The sequence below is a fragment of the Nocardioides sp. JQ2195 genome (genome assembly GCF_012272695.1).
In the GTDB taxonomy this organism is placed as follows: domain Bacteria; phylum Actinomycetota; class Actinomycetes; order Propionibacteriales; family Nocardioidaceae; genus Nocardioides.
On record NZ_CP050902.1, the window covers coordinates 579,303 to 596,285 of the forward strand.

Consider the following 16,983-nt stretch of genomic DNA (forward strand, 5'->3'; position numbering starts at 1 on the left):
GACCTGCGAGACGTGAGGGACTATCGCTCGTGGAGGACCGGAACGTCGGGGACGGGGATGGGGACGGGGAGTGGGGGTGGGAGTGTGAGTGCCGGTGTCAGACGTCGGCTAGCACGGCGGCGCGCGCGACCTTCCCGGTGGCGTTGCGGACCAGCGGGGTGGTGGTCAGGTGCCAGTGCACCGGCACCTTGAAGTAGGCGAGGGCCTGCTTGACGTAGGCGGTCAGCTCCTCGACGGTGGGCGCGTTCTCGCCGTGCACGACGACCGCCGAGACCTCCTGGCCGAGGTCGTCGTGGGGCACCCCGAAGACCATGCACTCGATGACGTCGGGGTGGTCGGTCAGCACGTGCTCGACCTCCACCGGGTAGACGTTCTCGCCACCCCGGATGATCAGGTCCGAGCGCCGCGAGCTGAGCCGCAGGCGGCCCTGCTCGTCGAGCTCACCGAGGTCGCCGGTGTGCAGCCAGCCGTCCTCACGGATGGTGTCGTGGGTGGCTTCCTCGTTGCGCCAGTAGCCCAGCATGTTGTAGGTGCTGCGCACGCAGACCTCGCCCTCCTGCCCCGGGCCGAGTGGCCGGTCCATCGGGTCGCGGATCTCGAGCTGGACGCCGTACGACGGGCGGCCGAGGGTGCCCGGTGACTCCGCGAGATCGGCGGGGGTGGCAGTGGCGACGCCGGTGCAGGTCTCGGTCAGGCCATAGCTGTCGACCAGCGCTGCCGCGAACGGCAGGTTCTCGCGCAGCTTCTGCTTGAGGCTCTCCGAGCTCGGTGCCGAGGCCAGGGAGAAGGCGGTGAGCGAGCTGAGGTCGTACTTGTCGGAGACGGCACTGTCGAGCATGCGGGACGCCATCGTCGGCACTGCGCCCCAGTTGGTGACCCGCTCCTTCTCAATCAGCGCATAGATGCGCTCGACATCGAAGGAGCCCACGTTCATCGCGACCTTGGAGCCGGTCGCCAGCCGGGGGACGACCAGGTTGTGCAGGCTGGCGATGTGGAAGAGCGGGGAGGCGAGCAGGTAGCTGCGGTCGCGGGCGTCCGTCGGGTCGCCGAAGGCGGCCATCAGCTCGTCGTTCATGCGGTGGTACTCCACGACCGCGAGCAGGTTGCGGTGCGAGTGGGTGGCGCCCTTGGGCTTGCCGGAGGTGCCGGAGGTGAAGATCAGCACCGCCGGGTCGTCCTCGTCGACGTCGCCCGAGGGCAGCGGGGCTTCGGGGTGGGCGGCGCGGAGGGCGGGCACGTCCTCCTCCATGCTGAGGACGGGTACGCCGTGCTGGGCCAGCGCCGCGGTCCGCTTCGCGTCCGCCACGGCCAGCATCGGTGTGGTCAGCTCGATGCCGTGCTCGACCTCGCGGTCGGACCACCACGCGTTGAACGCGACGGCGATGGCGCCGAGCGCCACGACGGCCCAGAACGACTCGACCCACTCGATGGAGTTGGCGCCCGAGATGACGACGCGGTCACCCTTCTTCACGCCGTGCTCCTCGGCCAGCGCCTTGGCCAGTGAGGAGACCCGGCTCGCGTGCTCGGCGTAGGAGACCTGCTCGTCGGCGGTGGCGATGTAGGTGCGATCACCGTGCTTCGCGGACTCGGCGAGGATCTCGTGGAGGGCCTTGGCCCGGTTGCGGTAGACCGGCAGGCGGTTGCCGAGCACGTCCTCCTCGACCATCTCGAACGGACCACCCGGCCCGACAAGTCGTGCGTAGGCGGCCATCGGGTCCTGCGTGCTGGTCATCGTCCGACTCCTCGTGTGTCTCGTGCTCATCCTCGAGCATCGGCGCGACCAGTGTGCGGACCGGGCCCGCCCGGGCAACCGCGTCCTCCCGGTGAACGGGACACTACGGGGCTCTGGGTGACCCGGGTCGAGAACCATGGCGCCATGAACTCACTCAAGGGTCGCACTGCCCTCATCACCGGCGCCGGGCAAGGGGTCGGTCGCGGCATCGCCATCGCGCTCGCGGAACGCCAGGTCGACGTCGCCGTCATCGGGCGCACCCTGGCCAAGATCGAAGGCGTCTGCGCCGAGCTGGAAGGGCTGGGGGTCACTGCTCGTCCCTACGCCTTCGACGTCACGGACAAGGACAACGTCGTGGCCCTGGTCGACCGGGTCGCCGAGGACTTCGGTCGTCTCGACATCCTCGTCAACAATGCCTACTTCGGTGCCTACGGCAGGCTCCTGGAGATGTCGTCCGGCGAGTTCCAGCGCGGCTTCCGCAGTGGCCCCTTCGCCGCCTTCGACTTCATGAGGGCCGCCCACCCGCACCTGGTCGCCCAGGGAGGCGGCTCGATCGTCAACCTGGTCACCTCGGCCATGGTGCGCTGGGACCCCACGACGTACGGCGCCTACGCGGCCGCGAAGACCGCGCTGAGGTCGCTGACCCGCACCGCCGCGGTGGAGTGGGGGCCCGACAACATCCGGGTCAACTCGATCGCACCGCACGCGCTCAGCCCGGGACTCCAGGGGTGGATCGAGCGGAATCCCGAGGAGTCCGAGGCCTTCATCGCCTCCATCCCGCTCAAGCGGGTGGGCGATCCGGTCGCCGACATCGGCCGTGCCGTGGCCGCACTCGTCGGTCCCGACATGCAGTACCTCTCCGGCGCCACCATTCCCCTCGACGGAGCCCAGGCGAACTTCGGCTGACCCCGTGCACCGGCCCGTGCAGTGGCTCGTGCGGTGGCAGGGTCTCCCGATGAGCGGGAGACGCCCGTACGCCGTCGCCGCCGGGGCCTAGCGTTCGTCGCATGACGACCGATGCCCCGACCCGCAAGCTTCCCCGGAGCCGTCCGCAGGTCCCGCCGGAGGAGCGGCTCGAGACGATCGCCGACCTGCTGCTGGCCCGAGTCGGCGACGAGCACCCGGGACTGCTGGACGGCGACTCGAGCTGGACGTGGGACGAGGTGGTCCGCGAGAGCGCGGCTCGGGCCGGATGGCTCGACGAGCTCCGCGATCCCTCGAAGCCGTTCCACGTCGGTGTGCTGCTGGAGAACCACCCCGAGTTCCTGTTCTGGCTGGGTGGCGCGGCGTTGGCCGGCGCGACCGTGGTCGGCATCAACAACACCCGTTCCGGTGAGTACCTCGAGCAGGAGGTCCGCCACACCGAGCTGCAGCTGGTGATCACCGACGAGGCCGGGATCGCGTTGCTGGGGCACCTCGACATCGGCGTCCCGCGGGACCGCTTCCTGCGCATCGACGAGCCGACGTATGCCGACGGGGTCGCCGCGCGACGGACCGAGCCGAGGCGTCGCCCCGAGATCGACGCGTCGACGCAGATGCTGCTGCTGTTCACCTCCGGCACCACCGGTGCCTCGAAGGCGGTGCGGTGCAGCCAGGGCCGCCTGCTCGGTCTGGCCTACCAGAACACCGCGAAGTACGACATCACCCGTGACGACATCTCCTACTGCTCGATGCCGCTCTTCCACGGCAACGCGCTGATGGGCCTGTGGGCCCCGACCGCCCTCGCCGGCGGCACCATCGCGCTGACCCGCAAGTTCTCCGCCTCGAGGTTCATCGACGAGTGCCGTGCCTACGGCGCGACCTATTTCACCTATGTGGGCAAGGCGATCGGCTACGTCCTCGGCACGCCCGCGCGTGACGACGACCTCGACACCAGGCTCACCCACGGGTTCGGCACGGAGGCCTCGCCGGAGGACCGCGAGCGGTTCCGGGCGCGCTTCGGTGCCACCCTGCTCGAGTCCTACGGCTCCAGCGAGGGGGCCGGCATGGTGGCACTCGACCCCGCCGCCCCCGACGGGGCGTTGGGGAGGCCGGCCCACGACGGTGTCTGCGTGGTCGATCCCGAGACGCGCGTGGAGTGCGTGCGTGCCGAGCTCGACGAGCACGGCCGTGTCCTCAACGCCGAGGCGTCCGTGGGGGAGATGGTCAACACCACGGGTGCGGCCGCGTTCGAGGGCTACTGGAAGAACCCCGAGGCCGACGCGGAACGGGTGCGCCACGGTTGGTACTGGACCGGCGACCTCGGCTTCGTCGATGCCGACGGCTTCATCTACTTCGCGGGTCGATCGGGCGACTGGATCCGGGTCGACTCCGAGAACATCTCGGCGCTGCTCACCGAGCGCGTGCTGCGCCGCCACGACGACGTGACCATCGCCGCTGCCTTCGCGGTGCCGGACCCCCGCGCCGGCGACCAGGTGATGGCCGCGATCGAGATCCCCGAGGGGATGACCTTCGCCGACCTCGACCTCGGCACCTTCCTGGGTGCACAGGCCGACCTGGGCACCAAGGGTGCCCCGCGCTTCGTCCGTGTCTCGCACGCCCTGCCCAGCACCGGGTCCAACAAGCTGCGCAAGAAGGAGATCCAGCTCGACGGCTGGCGCTGCACGGACCAGGTGTACCGCTGGGTCGGTCGCGGGCAGCCGGCGTACACACTGATGACCGAGGACGACAAGGCCGCCCTGGTGGCGGAGTTCGAGGCGAACGGGCGACGTCGCTTCCTTCCCTGACGGCGGTACGCCGACCAGGCGCGGCCGAAGACGTCGGTGCAGGTGCTGGTGTCGGCGCGGCCGAAGGCGCCGGTGCTGGTGTCGGCGCGGCCGAAGGCGCAGGGCTCAGGCGAGCAGGCGGCGGGTGGCCTCGGCCAGGATGCCGTTGACCTCCCGGGGATCGCGACCCGAGGCGACCCCGATCATCGCGCCGAGGAACATCATCGACAGCATCGGCGCGGCCGCGTCGATCTGCTCGCCGGTCAGCGCGGCCGAGGGATCCTCCGTGGTGCCGGAGCGCAGGGTCTCGCCGATCCAGGCGGCCTGCTCGGGGCCGAAGCCGGGGGCCCCGTCGTCGGCGGCCAGGCCGGACGCGCTGGCGACGTAGCCACGGTAGAGCGCCTGGTAGAGCAACGGCTTGCGGCCGGCCTCGCGCAGGATGCGGGTGAAGACCGCGATCAACCGGGCGGCCGGCGTCGCATCACGGGGCGGCCGGGCACGCACGGACTCGGTGGATCGCTCGCCCAGCGACATCAGCGCCTCGAGCAGCAGCTGGTCCTTCGACGAGACGTGCTGGTAGACGGTCGGGACCGAGACGCCGGCCGCGGCTGCGACCTGGCGGATCCCCACGGCGTCGTACCCGCCCTCGACCGCCAGGTCGATCACGGTGGCGATCAGCTTGTCGCGAGTCGCCGCCCGGGCAGGCGAGAGCACGCGTTGCACGACACGGGAACCAGACGACATTGCCCCACCCTAACGCGTTTCGTTCCACTGAGATAGACATGTGGTTGACACCCGTATATCCGGGTGACAATCTGACCGGCATGGAACTGCGTGAGACCCCCGCCCAGCAGGCGCTGCGCCACGAGCTGCGGGAATACTTCAGCAACCTGCTGCCCGAGCAGGAACGCCGCGAGGTCGGCGAGGCGGGCGCCGGTGGCCCCCGCTTCCGAGAGGTCGTCAGGATGCTCGGTCGCGACGGCTGGCTCGGCGTCGGCTGGCCGAAGGAGTACGGCGGCCGCGGGCTCGGCCCCGAGGAGCAGTTCATCTTCTACGACGAGATCCAGCGGGCCGGTGTGCCGTTCCCCCTGGTCACGATCAACACCGTGGGCCCGACGCTGATGCAGTTCGGCTCCGAGGAGCAGAAGCAGAAGTACCTCCCCGGCATGCTCACCGGCGACATCGTCTTCGCGATCGGTTACACGGAGGCGGACGCCGGCACCGACCTCGCCTCGCTCTCGACCCGCGCGGTGCTCGAGGGCGACGAGTTCGTGGTGAACGGTTCGAAGATCTTCACCACGGGAGGCAACACCGCCGACTACGTCTGGCTGGCCTGCCGCACCGAGCCGGAGGCTCCCAAGCACAAGGGCATCTCGATCCTCATCGTCCCGTGCGACGACCCGGGCTTCTCCTGGAGCACGATCAGGTCCGTCGGCGGGATCCACCCGACGGCCACCTACTACCAGGACATCCGGGTGCCCCGCAGCGAGCTGGTCGGTGAGCTCAACGCCGGCTGGTCCCTGATCACCGCGCAGCTCAACCACGAGCGGGTGGCGCTTGCCGCCCTCGGCGGCCGGATGATCCAGCTCTGGGAGCAGACCCTGGCCTGGGCCAAGCAGACCGGCGTGATCGAGCAGCCGTGGGTGCAGCAGGAGTTCGCCCGCACCCACGCCAAGCTCGAGGCGATGCGGCTGGTCAACTGGAAGCTCACCGCGGCCGTCGGCAACCACTCCCTGCGGGGGGAGCAGGCCGGCGCCGCGAAGGCCTACGGCACCGAGACCCACATCGACCTGCAACGCACACTCTTCCAGGTGCTCGGCGCGGCCGGCCGGGTCCGACCGGGCTCCCCGGCCGCGGTGCTGCACGGCCAGGTCGAGCAGCTCTCGCGCCAGGGCTTGGTCAACACCTTCGGGGGCGGCGTCAACGAGGTGCTGCGCGACATGGTCGCGACGATGGGGCTGGGCATGCCGAGGAGCAAGCGATGACTGACTACGAGGACCGCTTGGCCGCATTCGTCGGCCAGGTCATCAACGAACGTACGCCGGGACAGGACCCGGTCAACGTGCCGATGATCCGGCACTGGGTCGAGGCGATGGACCTGGCGAACCCGGCCCACCTCGACCTCGAGGCGGCGCGGGCCACCGGTCGTGACGACGTCGTGGCTCCGGCCTCGATGATCCAGGCCTGGACCATGCGCGGCTTTGCGAAGACGGTCCGCCCGCCCGAGACGTCGACCGGGGCCGGCGCCGGGTTCGCCGAGCTGGTCGACCTGCTCGCCGAGGGTGGTTACACCTCCGTCGTGGCCACCGACTCCGAGCTCGACTTCGTCCGCGAGGTCGTGCCCGGTGACGAGATCACCGTCGAGGAGGTCGTGGAGTCGATCAGCCCGGAGAAGGCCACCGGCCTCGGCACCGGCCGCTTCGTCACCTCGGTCAAGACCTACCGCGACGCCGCCGGCGAGACCGTGGCCACCCAACGCTGGCGCACGCTGCGGTTCAAGCCGAAGCAGTCCGAAGCCTCCGCGGAGTCCGCGGAGTCCACGGAGTCCACGGAGGCAGCGGCGCCCAAGGCGCTGCGCCCCCGCCCGGCGATCAACCTCGACAACCAGTTCTGGTTCGAGGCCGCCATGGAGAAGCGACTCGTGGTCCAGCGCTGCACGTCGTGCGAGGCACTGCGCCACCCGCCCGGCCCAGGGTGCCCCCACTGCGGATCGTTCGAGTGGGACACCGTGCCCGCGGGGGAGAGGGGCACCGTGCACTCCTACGTGGTGGCCCACCACCCCCGGCACCCGGCCTTCGACTACCCACTCGTGATCGCCCTGGTCGACCTGCCCAGCGGGACCCGGCTGACCACCAACCTGGTCGACGTCGCGCCCGACGACGTCGAGATCGGCATGCCGGTCGTCCTCGACTGGCTCGAGGCCGACGACGAACTCACCCTGCCCGTCTTCCGGCCCGACCCGGCTGGCGCCCACCACGAGAAGAAGGGGACGAACTGATGGACTTCTCCCTCGACGACGACCTGCTCAGCCTGGCCGACCTGGCCAAGGAGATCCTCGACGACCTGGCCAGCACCGACCGGGTGCGCGAGGTCGAGACCACCGAATCGCGCACCGACGACAAGCTGTGGGACGCGCTGGCCCGGGCCGGCTTCCTCGGGCTCACCGTCCCCGAGGAGCACGACGGCGCCGGGCTCGGCCTCGACGCACTCTGCGTGGTGCTCGAGGAGCAGGGCCGCCACGTGGCCCCCGTGCCGCTGTGGAGCGCCGGCATCGCCGCCCTGGCGGTGGCCCGGTTCGGCTCGCCCCAGCAGCAGTCCGACCTGCTTCCCGGTGCCGCCTCCGGGGAGTCCCGGTTGACGCTGGCGCTCGAGGAGTACGACGGTGCCGATCCCGCGGCCCCCTTGGCACGTGCCGTCGCCGACGGTGACGGTTGGCGCCTCACCGGGGTGAAGGCCGTCGTGCCGACCCTGCCGGGCGCCCGTCGGATCCTCGTCTCGGCGACCGCCGACTCCGGTCCCGGGCTGTTCCTGGTGGACCCGGCAGCAGCTGGGCTGTCCACCACCCTGTCCGACACCACCATGCACGACCTGGCCGCCGAGCTGGTGCTCGACAACACGCCCGCCGCGGCGCTGGGCGTGCCGGGTGACGAGGCACTGTCCGTCACCCTGCGGATGGCCGCCCTCGCGCTGGCCGCGGTCCAGGTCGGGGTCGCCGACGGTGCCATGCGGCTGGCCGCGTCGTACCTCTCCGAACGTGAACAGTTCGGTCGCCCGCTCGGCTCGTTCCAGGCCGTCCAGCACCAGCTCGCCGACTGCTGGATCGACATCGACGCCATGCGGGTGACCCTGTGGCAGGCCCTGGCCTCCGACGCCGACGACCCCACCGGCACCGACCCGTTGCGCGTCGCCGAACGGTGCGGGTGGGTGGCGAAGTGGTGGTGCGACAAGGGCGGCCTCGACGTCGTGCACCGCACCCAACACGTGCACGGAGGCATCGGCATCGACCTCGACTACCCGGTGCACCGGCACTTCCTGTGGGGCAAGCAGATCTCCAGCACGCTCGGCGGCGAGCACGCCGCGCTGGCCGCGCTGGGTTCCCTCATCGCCACGACAGAGGTGACGTCATGACGGTTGCAGACACCAGGCGGGCCTCGCAGGTGAGGGTGGGTGAGCTGCTCCCCGAGCACCCGATCCCGTTGACCCGCACGCTGATCGTCGCCACCGCGATCGCCAGCCGTGACTACCAGGATGTCCACCACGACCCGGATCTGGCCAGGGAGCGGGGCTCGAAGGACATCTTCATGAACATCCTCACCAGCAACGGCCTGGTCGAGAAGTACGTCGCCGAGTGGGCCGGCCCAGCGGCCGTCGTGAAGCGGATCAAGATCCGCCTCGGCGCGCCGAACCACCCCGGGGACACGATGACCATGTCCGGCACCGTCTCGGCGGTCGACGGACGCCTGGTGACCGTGGACGTCAAGGGGATCAACAGCCTCGGCCCCCACGCCAGTGGATCCGTCGTCGTCGAGCTCCCGGAGGAGTCAGCATGAGCAGCCTGTCGGGGTCGGCCGCGATCGTCGGGATCGGCGCCACCGAGTTCTCCAAGGCCTCGGGCCGCAGCGAGCTGCAACTGGCCTGCGAAGCCGTGTCCGCCGCGATCAGCGACGCCGGCCTGAAGCCCTCCGACGTCGACGGGATGGTCACCTTCACCGCCGAGTCCAGCTCGGAGAACCACGTCGCCCGCAACGTCGGCATCGGTGACCTCACGTTCTTCTCCCGCATCCACCACGGTGGCGGGGCCGCAGCGGCCACCGTCGCCCAGGCCGCGGCCGCGATCCACTCCGGCCTCGCCGAGGTGGTGGTCTGCTGGCGTGCCTTCAACGAGCGCTCCGGGGAGCGCTACGGCCTCGGGCAGGCCAGCCGCCCGATGGACACCAATGCCGACCGGGCGGCGTACTCCTGGATGACGCCGTTCGGGCTGTCCACGCCGGCCCAGTGGGTGGCGATGTTCGCCCGTCGCTACATGCACGAGTTCGGGGCCACCTCCGAGGACTTCGGCCGGGTCGCGGTGACCGCGCGAGCGCACGCGGCAACCAACCCCAACGCCTGGTTCCACGAGCGCCCGATCACCCTCGAGGAGCACCAGGCCAGCCGGTGGATCGCCGAGCCGCTGCACCTGCTCGACTGCTGCCAGGAGACCGATGGCGGCCAGGCCCTGGTCGTGGTCTCGGCGGAACGCGCCAAGGATCTCGCCCACAAGCCGGCGGTCATCCGTGCCGCTGCGCAGGGTCAGGCCAAGGACCAGCACATGATGACGTCCTACTACCGACCCGACATCACGGGCCTGCCCGAGATGGGCGTGGTCGGCAAGCAGCTGTGGGCACAGTCCGGGATGACGCCGGCTGACATGGACGCGGCGATCCTCTACGACCACTTCACCCCGTTCGTCCTGCCACAGCTCGAGGAGCTGGGCTTCTGCGCTCCGGGGGAGGCACGCCACTTCATCGCCGACGGCCATCTCTCGCTCGACGGGAAGCTGCCGACCAACACCCACGGCGGCCAGCTCGGTGAGGCCTACCTGCACGGCATGAACGGCATCGCCGAGGGCGTACGCCTGGTCCGCGGCACGTCGGTCAACCAGCCGGGGACCGTGGAGAACACCGTCGTCACCGCCGGCACCGGCGTCCCGACCAGTGCGCTGGTGCTCGGAGTCTGAGGTGTCGTCCGCCGACTGGGTCGGGCGTTCGCTCGGCGAGCGGACGGTTGGGTACGCCGACCGTGACGCGATCCTCTACGCCCTGGCGATCGGCGCGGCACCGGATGCGCTCGACCTCGTCCACGAGCCGCGGCTGCGGGTGCTGCCCGGCTTCGCCCTGACGCTGGCGCAGTGGGCGCCGGACGCCCTCGGTGGTGCCGGAGCGTTCGACATCCGTACGGCGGTGCACGGTGCCCAGCGACTCGACGTGCTCGCACCGTTGCCCCCTGCGGGGGAGCTGCGCATGCGGGCCCGGGTGGCGGCCGTGCACGACAAGGGCTCGGCGGCGGTGTTCGACGTCGAGGTCGAGTCGGAGTTCTTCGTGGCCACCTGGTCACTGTTCGCGCCCGGGGCCGGGGGCTTCGGCGGCGAGCGCGGACCCTCGTCACCTGGGCGTCCCGAGGGGGAACCGCCCCGGACCCTTGACGTGGCCACCCGCGCCGAACAACCGGTGCTCTACCGGCTGCTCGGCGACCGCCATGCCATGCACGTCGACCCGGAGGCCGCGCGCGCGGCCGGCCAGCCGCGACCCTTCATGCACGGTCTCTGCACGGTCGGCACGGTCACCCTCGCCATCGCCACCGAGCTCGGCGCGCACCCGGCTGACCTGGCACACCTCGACGTCCGCTTCGCCGCCCCGGTGTTCCCGGGGGAGCGGCTCGCTGTCGCCCTGTGGCCCTCGACCCCGCAGGCCGCGGCGCCGGCCTCGTCGTACGCCGGCGCCACGCGGCTTTCGCCCCGATCCGACGCACGGGCCGGGGCAACGTTCGAGGCGGGCGTCGGGGAGCGCGCGGCGCTGCGCGGTGGCGTCATCACCTTCGCCTGAGGCCTTCCCCGCGCTGCTCGCAGCCCGTCGCAGATCGGGACCACGGTGTCGTCGTGGGCGGTTTCCCCGACGCCCTCGTCCCCATCCGTCCGCCGCCGGGACGGTGCCGTCAGCGGGGTGGTTCCGGTCAGTGGGATTGGCGCCGATGTGGTCGCGCTCACCCGACCTAGCCTTCAGAGAACCTGCCGGCTCCGGCCGTGCTCGACGGACTGATCGACTGACTGACGAAAGGACCTCCGAGATGTGCCTGGACGTCCACCACGCTCCTCGTGGAAGCCACGCCTGATGCGCAAGATCGCCGTGCGGATCGGTGAGCTCCTCGCCGTCCTGTTCGTGGTCAGCTTCGGGGTCTTCGCCATGGTGACCCTGATGCCCGGCGACCCTGCCGTCGCCATCCTGGGCGAGGGCCACCCGAAGCACGAGTACGCCGAGCTGCGCGACGAGATGGGCCTCAACGACCCGCTGCTGACCCGCTACTGGGACTGGCTGAGCTCGGCGGTCCGGGGTGATCTCGGTACCTCGCTGGTCCCGCCGCAGAGCGACGTCACGGACCGCATCCTCGGAGCTCTCCCGGTCAGTGTCGAGCTGGCGGTGCTCGGTCTCCTGATCGCCATCGTGCTGGCCGTCCCGCTGGCGTTGTGGTCGGCCGCCCACGCCGGCGGCACCGTCGACCGGATCATCAGCGCGACCATGTTCGCGACCTTGTCGGTCCCGTCGTTCCTGGCCGGTCTGCTGCTGATCATGATCTTCGCCAACGGTCTCGGCTGGTTCCCGAGGGCGCAGTGGGTGCGACTCTCCGAATCGGTGCCTGGCAACCTGCACCACGCCCTGCTGCCGGCGATCGTGATCGCGTTGATGGAGCTCGCGCTGTTCACCCGCATCCTGCGCAACGACCTCATCGTCACCCTCAACGAAGACTTCATCCTCGCCGCCCGGGCGAAGGGGATGCCGCCGTGGCGGATCATGGTTGGTGACGCGCTGCGGCCGTCGTCGTTCTCGCTGGTCACGCTGATGGGCATCAGCCTCGGTCGCCTGATCGGCAGCACCGTGATCGTGGAGTACCTCTTCGCGCTCCCCGGCATGGGCTCGATGATCGTCACCTCCGCCAACCAGGGCGACTTCCCCCTCGTCCAGGGAGCCGTGCTGGTCATCGCCCTCGTCTATGTCGTGGTGAATGCCGGCATCGACCTCTCCTATGGCTATCTCGACCCGAGGACCCGCCGTGTTCATGCCTAGTGACAAGTTCGGCGCCGACAGGGCGCAGCGCACGCGCAACCTCGGCCTCGGTGCCGTGATGCTGGTGGTGGGCCTCGCGCTCGCCGCCTTCGGCTGGAGCACGCCGGCCCTCGTCCTCGCGGGCAAGGCCGTGCTCTTCCTGGGTGGTCTCGCGCTCGTGTTCCAGGGCATCTCACGACTGGTCCTGGGCCTGCGTGGCAAGCGGATCGACCTGCTCTTCACGCTCGCGATGATCTGGCTGGTCGGCCTGTGCATCGTCGCCCTGCTGGCACCACTGCTCCCCCTGGGCGAGCACAACGACGTCGCCAAGACGTTGCTCGAGCCGACCAACATGTCGCCGCGGCTGCTCACCGACCACCCCCTCGGCACCAACAACCAGGGCCTGGACCTGCTCTCGCGCTCCATCCACGGGGCCCGCACATCGTTGACCATCTCGTTGCTGGCCGTCTCCATCGGCACCGTCGTCGGGGGCTCCATCGGCGTGCTGGCGGGCTACTTCCGCAAGGGCGTCGACAGTGCGATCGGCATCTTCACCAATGCACTGCTGGCAGTGCCGCCGCTGATCCTGCTGATCGCGTTGAGCACCTTCCTCGACCCGAACCTGCGCAACATGGCGCTGGCGCTCTCACTGCTGACCATCCCGAGCATGGTGCGCCTGGCCAGGGCGAACACCATCGCCTTCGCCCAGCGCGAGTTCGTGATGGCCGCTCGTCTGATGGGCGCCAACCGGTTCCGGGTGATGGCTCGCGAGCTGGTGCCCAACGTGATCCTGCCGGTCTTCTCGATGGCCGTGGTGATGATCTCTGCGCTGATCGTGGCCGAGGCATCCCTCAGCTTCCTCGGCCTCGGCATCCAGCAACCCGACCCGACCTGGGGCAACATGGTCGCCGAGGGTGAGGGCGGCGCGATGGAGGAGTACCCCCACATCGTGCTGGTGCCCGGCGCCTTCCTGTTCCTGACCGTCTTTGCCTTCAACCTGCTCGGCGAGAAGGCCCAGCAGCGTTGGGACACGAGGAGTGCGAAGCTGTGAACGAACGCGACGATCTCGTCCTCGAGGTGCGCGATGTGCGCACCACCTTCCTGACCCCGCGTGGCCCGGTCCGCGCCGTCGACGGCGTCTCGATGTCGCTGCACGCCGGCGAGACCCTGGGCATCGTGGGGGAGTCCGGATCCGGCAAGTCAGTGCTGGGCCGAACCGTGATGGGCCTGGTGTCGAACTCTCCGACGACCACCATCAGCGGTGAGTGCCTCATCGCCGGGCGCGACGTCCACGCGCTCAAGCCCAAGGAGCGCCGCCAGCTGTGGGGCCCCGAGGTGGCGATGGTCTTCCAGGACCCGATGACTTCCCTCAACCCGGTCAAGCGGGTCGGCGCCCACCTGACGGAGGCGCTGCGCCTGCACCTGGGCATCGGCCGCAAGGAAGCGACCGATCGGGCCGTCGAGCTGCTGCGGCAGGTCTTCATCCCCGACCCGGTCCGCCGGATGACTCAGTATCCGCACGAGCTCTCCGGCGGCATGCGCCAACGCGTGGTGATCGCCATGGCGTTGGCCTGCGACCCGAAGCTGCTGATCGCTGACGAGCCGACCACCGCGCTCGACGTCACGGTGCAGAAGCAGATCCTGGACCTGCTCGCGTCGCTGGCCGCCGAGCGCAACATGGCCACGATCCTGATCAGCCACGACCTCGGCGCCGTCGAGGGCCGCACGGACCGCGTCGCCGTCATGTACGCCGGCCGGACGGTCGAGACCTCACAGACCTCGCGGGTCTTCAACCAGCCCATGCACCCGTACGCCGACGCCCTGCTGGCCTCGATCCCGCGCATCGCGGACGATCCGCACACCCTGTTGCGGGCGATCGACGGATCGCCGCCGAACATGCTGCATCCACCTGAGGGGTGTCGGTTCGCGCCGCGCTGCAAGTTCGCGGCCGACCGGTGCCGTGAGGAATCACCCGAGTTGAGAGAGCTGGCAGAGGGGACCGACGCCACCCACCTGGGTGCCTGTCACTTCCCCCTCCTGCCCGCGCGCCAGGAAGTGGGCTGACATGGCCGGCAGCGGAACCGCTCACATGCGACCGGAGGCAGGACCGCTCCTGTCGGTGGACGACATGGTCGTCGAGTTCCCGGTGGGACGACGCCAGGTCGTGCACGCCGTCTCGGGCCTGAACATCGACCTGCTCCCGGGCGAGACCCTCGGCATCCTGGGGGAGTCCGGTTGCGGCAAGTCCAGTGCTGGGCGCGCGATCATGCAGGAGCCCGCGCCAACCGGGGGAGCGGTGCGCCTGGGCGGGATGGCGCTCACCGGCACCAAGGGACGCGACCTGCGCAAGAAGCGCGCCAAGATGCAGATGATCATGCAGGACCCGGTGTCCTCGCTGAACCCGCGGCGCAAGGTGCGTGACCTGGTCTCCGAGGGCCTGCGCATCTGGGGCTACGACGGCGACGACATGGACGGTGCGATCCGCGAGACCCTCACCGCGGTCGGGCTCGACCCCGACACGGTCTGGGACCGTCGACCGCACGAGCTCTCGGGTGGGCAGTGCCAGCGGGTGTGCATCGCGCGGGCCCTGATGATGAACCCCGACGTGCTGATCTGTGACGAGCCGGTCTCGGCACTCGACGTGTCCGTGCAGGCGCAGATCCTCAACCTGCTCGAGCGCACCAAGGCGGCCTACGACCTGTCGATGATCTTCATCGCCCACGACGTCTCCGTGGTGAAGAACATCAGCGACCGGGTGATGGTGCTCTACCTGGGCAAGACGTGCGAGGTGCTGCCGTCGACGGACATGCAGACCCGGGCGCTGCACCCCTACACGCGCACCCTGATCGCCTCGATCCCCGGTGGCGAGGAGATCGCGTCGACCGACGACCCGGTCACCGGGCCGGTGGTCGGCGCGACCCCGCAGCTGGCGACCGCCACCGAGCTGCCCTCCCCGCTGAATCCTCCGTCGGGTTGCCGGTTCCGCACCCGTTGCCCCCTGGCCACCGCTCGCTGCGCCGCCGAGGAGCCCCAGCTGCGCGAGGTCGGCCCGGGACACTTCATCGCCTGCCACGAGGTGAGCGCCTGAATGGCTGCACGGCTGCGCAACGACGAGCTGTCCGCCGCACCCCACGAGGGGAACCGAGGAGTGCTCCACCCCGCGACGCCGAGCATCAACCCCGATGAGCGTCGAGACAGCCTCGATGAGCGTCGACCAGCAGTGTCGCATCGCCACCGCCGTTGAGAAGAGGACCCATGCCGCAGTCACTGGACGCCGTCGCGATCGCCGAGTCGATCCGCAACGGGGAGACCTCTGCCCGTGAGGTCGTCGAGGCAGCCATCGCTCGCATCGACAAGCAGGATCCGCAACTGAACTCCGTGGTCGCCACCCGGTTCGACGAGGCCCTGGCCGAGGTCGACGCGGGGTTGCCGGACGGACCGCTGCGCGGCGTACCGGTGCTGGTCAAGGACCTCAACATGGACGTGGCGGGGCTGCCCAGCACCCGCGGCAGCCGGCTGTTCGCCGACCTCCTGCCCGACCGCGACTCCGAGCTCGTGGCCCGCTACAAGCGGGCCGGGATGGTCGTCCTCGGCACGACGAACAGCCCTGAGTTCGGACTGAACGCGAGCACCGAGCCGCAGCTGCACGGACCGACCCGCAACCCGCGTGACCACACCCGCTCGCCCGGTGGGTCGAGCGGCGGCTCCGGGGCCGCCGTCGCCGCTGGTCTGGTGCCGGTGGCGCACGCCAGCGACGGTGGCGGCTCGATCCGCATCCCCGCCTCGATGAACGGGCTGTTCGGGCTCAAGCCGAGCCGCGGCCGCGTGACGTCGGCTCCGCACCCGTCGACCCTCAGTGGAGCGGCGTCCGTGCACCATGCGGTGACGACAACGGTCCGTGACAGTGCCCTGCTGCTCGACATCGCCTCGACCCGGGTGCCCGGCACGGTGATCGGCGTCCCCTCTTCAGCGGAGTCGTTCACGGCCCTGTCCGCCCAGCCGCCACCGCCGCTGCGGATCGGCCTCGCCACGTCGTTCACCGAGGGCCCCGAGACCGATCCCGACGTCCTGTCCGCCGTCGAGGCTGCCGCCGGCCTGTGTGAGTCGCTGGGGCACACCGTGGTGCCCGTCGAGGCGCCGTGGATGCCTGCCGAGGTGAGCGCCGACACCGCGCCGCTCATGGGGGTGGCCTTCACCGCCGCCGTCCAGGACCGCCTCGAGTCCCTGGGCCGGCCCTTGGCCGACGACGACCTCGAGCCGTTCACCCGGTTGCTCTTCGAGCACTACAGCGCCCTTCCCGCCACGACCTTGGTCCGGGCGCTGAGCGCCGCCCAGCGGATCGGCTGGCAGGTGGGCGCGGCGTTCGCGCAGTACGACGTCCTGCTGACGCCGACGTTGGCGCACCGGGTGCCGTCGCTGGGCCTGCTCGACACCACGCGCCCGGAGTCCATCTACGAGCACGCGAGCACCTTCTCGGCCTGGACCAGCGTCTTCAACGCGACCGGCATGCCGGCCATGTCCGTGCCGCTCGGCACCGACCGCGACGGACTGCCGATCGGCGTGCAGTTCGCCGCCGAGCTGGGCGAGGAGGGGCTGCTGCTCTCCCTCGCCGGCCAGCTCGAGGCCGCTGCCCCCTGGCAGCGCACCGTCTGACACCCGTCCGCCCGGACTCCTGCGCAGATCGGGCCCACCGCACCGCGTCGCCAGCTCGGCGTACGCCGACACGGTGGGCCCGATCTGCGTGTGCCCT

At 70.4% G+C, this 16,983-nt stretch carries 15 protein-coding genes; 13 read left to right on the plus strand and 2 right to left on the minus strand.

The genetic code is table 11. The features are described 5' to 3' along the window. Nucleotides 1-97 precede the first annotated feature (97 nt). Nucleotides 98-1,732 carry a class I adenylate-forming enzyme family protein gene (locus ncot_RS02745; protein WP_168616229.1) on the minus strand — a complete coding sequence of 545 codons (1,635 nt, stop codon included), beginning with the start codon at nucleotides 1,730-1,732 and terminating at the stop codon, nucleotides 98-100. Between the two features lie 144 nt (nucleotides 1,733-1,876). Between ncot_RS02745 and ncot_RS02750 the strand changes: the two genes are divergently transcribed. Beyond that, on the plus strand, nucleotides 1,877-2,638 hold the full coding sequence (locus ncot_RS02750) for an SDR family oxidoreductase (protein WP_168616230.1): 762 nt from the start codon (nucleotides 1,877-1,879) through the stop codon (nucleotides 2,636-2,638). Between the two features lie 101 nt (nucleotides 2,639-2,739). Beyond that, a complete protein-coding gene (locus tag ncot_RS02755; RefSeq protein WP_168616231.1) occupies nucleotides 2,740-4,458 on the plus strand; it encodes an AMP-binding protein in 1,719 nt (572 codons plus the stop codon). 105 nt (nucleotides 4,459-4,563) lie between these two features. Here ncot_RS02755 and ncot_RS02760 read toward each other — a convergent pair whose 3' ends face one another. Beyond that, nucleotides 4,564-5,181 carry a TetR/AcrR family transcriptional regulator gene (locus tag ncot_RS02760; RefSeq protein WP_168616232.1) on the minus strand — a complete coding sequence of 206 codons (618 nt, stop codon included), beginning with the start codon at nucleotides 5,179-5,181 and terminating at the stop codon, nucleotides 4,564-4,566. 80 nt (nucleotides 5,182-5,261) lie between these two features. Here ncot_RS02760 and ncot_RS02765 point away from each other — a divergent pair, with 80 nt between their 5' ends. From ncot_RS02765 to ncot_RS02815, 11 genes are all read left to right on the plus strand, one after another. After that, on the plus strand, nucleotides 5,262-6,422 hold the full coding sequence (locus tag ncot_RS02765; RefSeq protein ID WP_168616233.1) for an acyl-CoA dehydrogenase family protein: 1,161 nt from the start codon (nucleotides 5,262-5,264) through the stop codon (nucleotides 6,420-6,422). Continuing rightward, nucleotides 6,419-7,435, plus strand: coding sequence for an OB-fold domain-containing protein (locus ncot_RS02770; protein WP_168616234.1), 1,017 nt, complete (start codon nucleotides 6,419-6,421; stop codon nucleotides 7,433-7,435). Before ncot_RS02765 ends, ncot_RS02770 begins: the two co-directional genes overlap by 4 nt. Further along, nucleotides 7,435-8,565 (plus strand): acyl-CoA dehydrogenase family protein, encoded by a 1,131-nt coding sequence (locus ncot_RS19790; RefSeq protein WP_168616235.1) that lies wholly within the window; start codon nucleotides 7,435-7,437, stop codon nucleotides 8,563-8,565. The genes ncot_RS02770 and ncot_RS19790 overlap by 1 nt, the downstream gene beginning before the upstream one ends. Next, complete coding sequence (locus ncot_RS02780; protein WP_168616236.1) at nucleotides 8,562-8,987, plus strand: MaoC family dehydratase; 426 nt, start codon at nucleotides 8,562-8,564, stop codon at nucleotides 8,985-8,987. The genes ncot_RS19790 and ncot_RS02780 overlap by 4 nt, the downstream gene beginning before the upstream one ends. Further along, entirely contained in the window at nucleotides 8,984-10,153 is a 1,170-nt protein-coding gene (locus ncot_RS02785) for a lipid-transfer protein (protein WP_168616237.1), read from the plus strand. Before ncot_RS02780 ends, ncot_RS02785 begins: the two co-directional genes overlap by 4 nt. A gap of 1 nt (nucleotide 10,154) precedes the next feature. Then, nucleotides 10,155-11,018 (plus strand): MaoC/PaaZ C-terminal domain-containing protein, encoded by an 864-nt coding sequence (locus ncot_RS02790; RefSeq protein ID WP_168616238.1) that lies wholly within the window; start codon nucleotides 10,155-10,157, stop codon nucleotides 11,016-11,018. A gap of 285 nt (nucleotides 11,019-11,303) precedes the next feature. After that, nucleotides 11,304-12,254 (plus strand): ABC transporter permease, encoded by a 951-nt coding sequence (locus ncot_RS02795; protein WP_168616239.1) that lies wholly within the window; start codon nucleotides 11,304-11,306, stop codon nucleotides 12,252-12,254. Beyond that, the gene (locus ncot_RS02800) at nucleotides 12,247-13,284 is read left to right on the plus strand and encodes an ABC transporter permease (protein ID WP_206065110.1); all 1,038 of its coding nucleotides are present in this window, start codon (nucleotides 12,247-12,249) and stop codon (nucleotides 13,282-13,284) included. Before ncot_RS02795 ends, ncot_RS02800 begins: the two co-directional genes overlap by 8 nt. Continuing rightward, a complete protein-coding gene (locus ncot_RS02805; protein WP_240938033.1) occupies nucleotides 13,281-14,297 on the plus strand; it encodes an ABC transporter ATP-binding protein in 1,017 nt (338 codons plus the stop codon). Before ncot_RS02800 ends, ncot_RS02805 begins: the two co-directional genes overlap by 4 nt. A 1-nt stretch (nucleotide 14,298) precedes the next feature. Next, nucleotides 14,299-15,321, plus strand: a complete 1,023-nt coding sequence (locus ncot_RS02810; protein ID WP_168616240.1) for an oligopeptide/dipeptide ABC transporter ATP-binding protein — start codon at nucleotides 14,299-14,301, stop codon at nucleotides 15,319-15,321. A gap of 167 nt (nucleotides 15,322-15,488) precedes the next feature. Continuing rightward, complete coding sequence (locus tag ncot_RS02815) at nucleotides 15,489-16,886, plus strand: amidase family protein (RefSeq protein ID WP_168616241.1); 1,398 nt, start codon at nucleotides 15,489-15,491, stop codon at nucleotides 16,884-16,886. Nucleotides 16,887-16,983 lie beyond the last annotated feature (97 nt).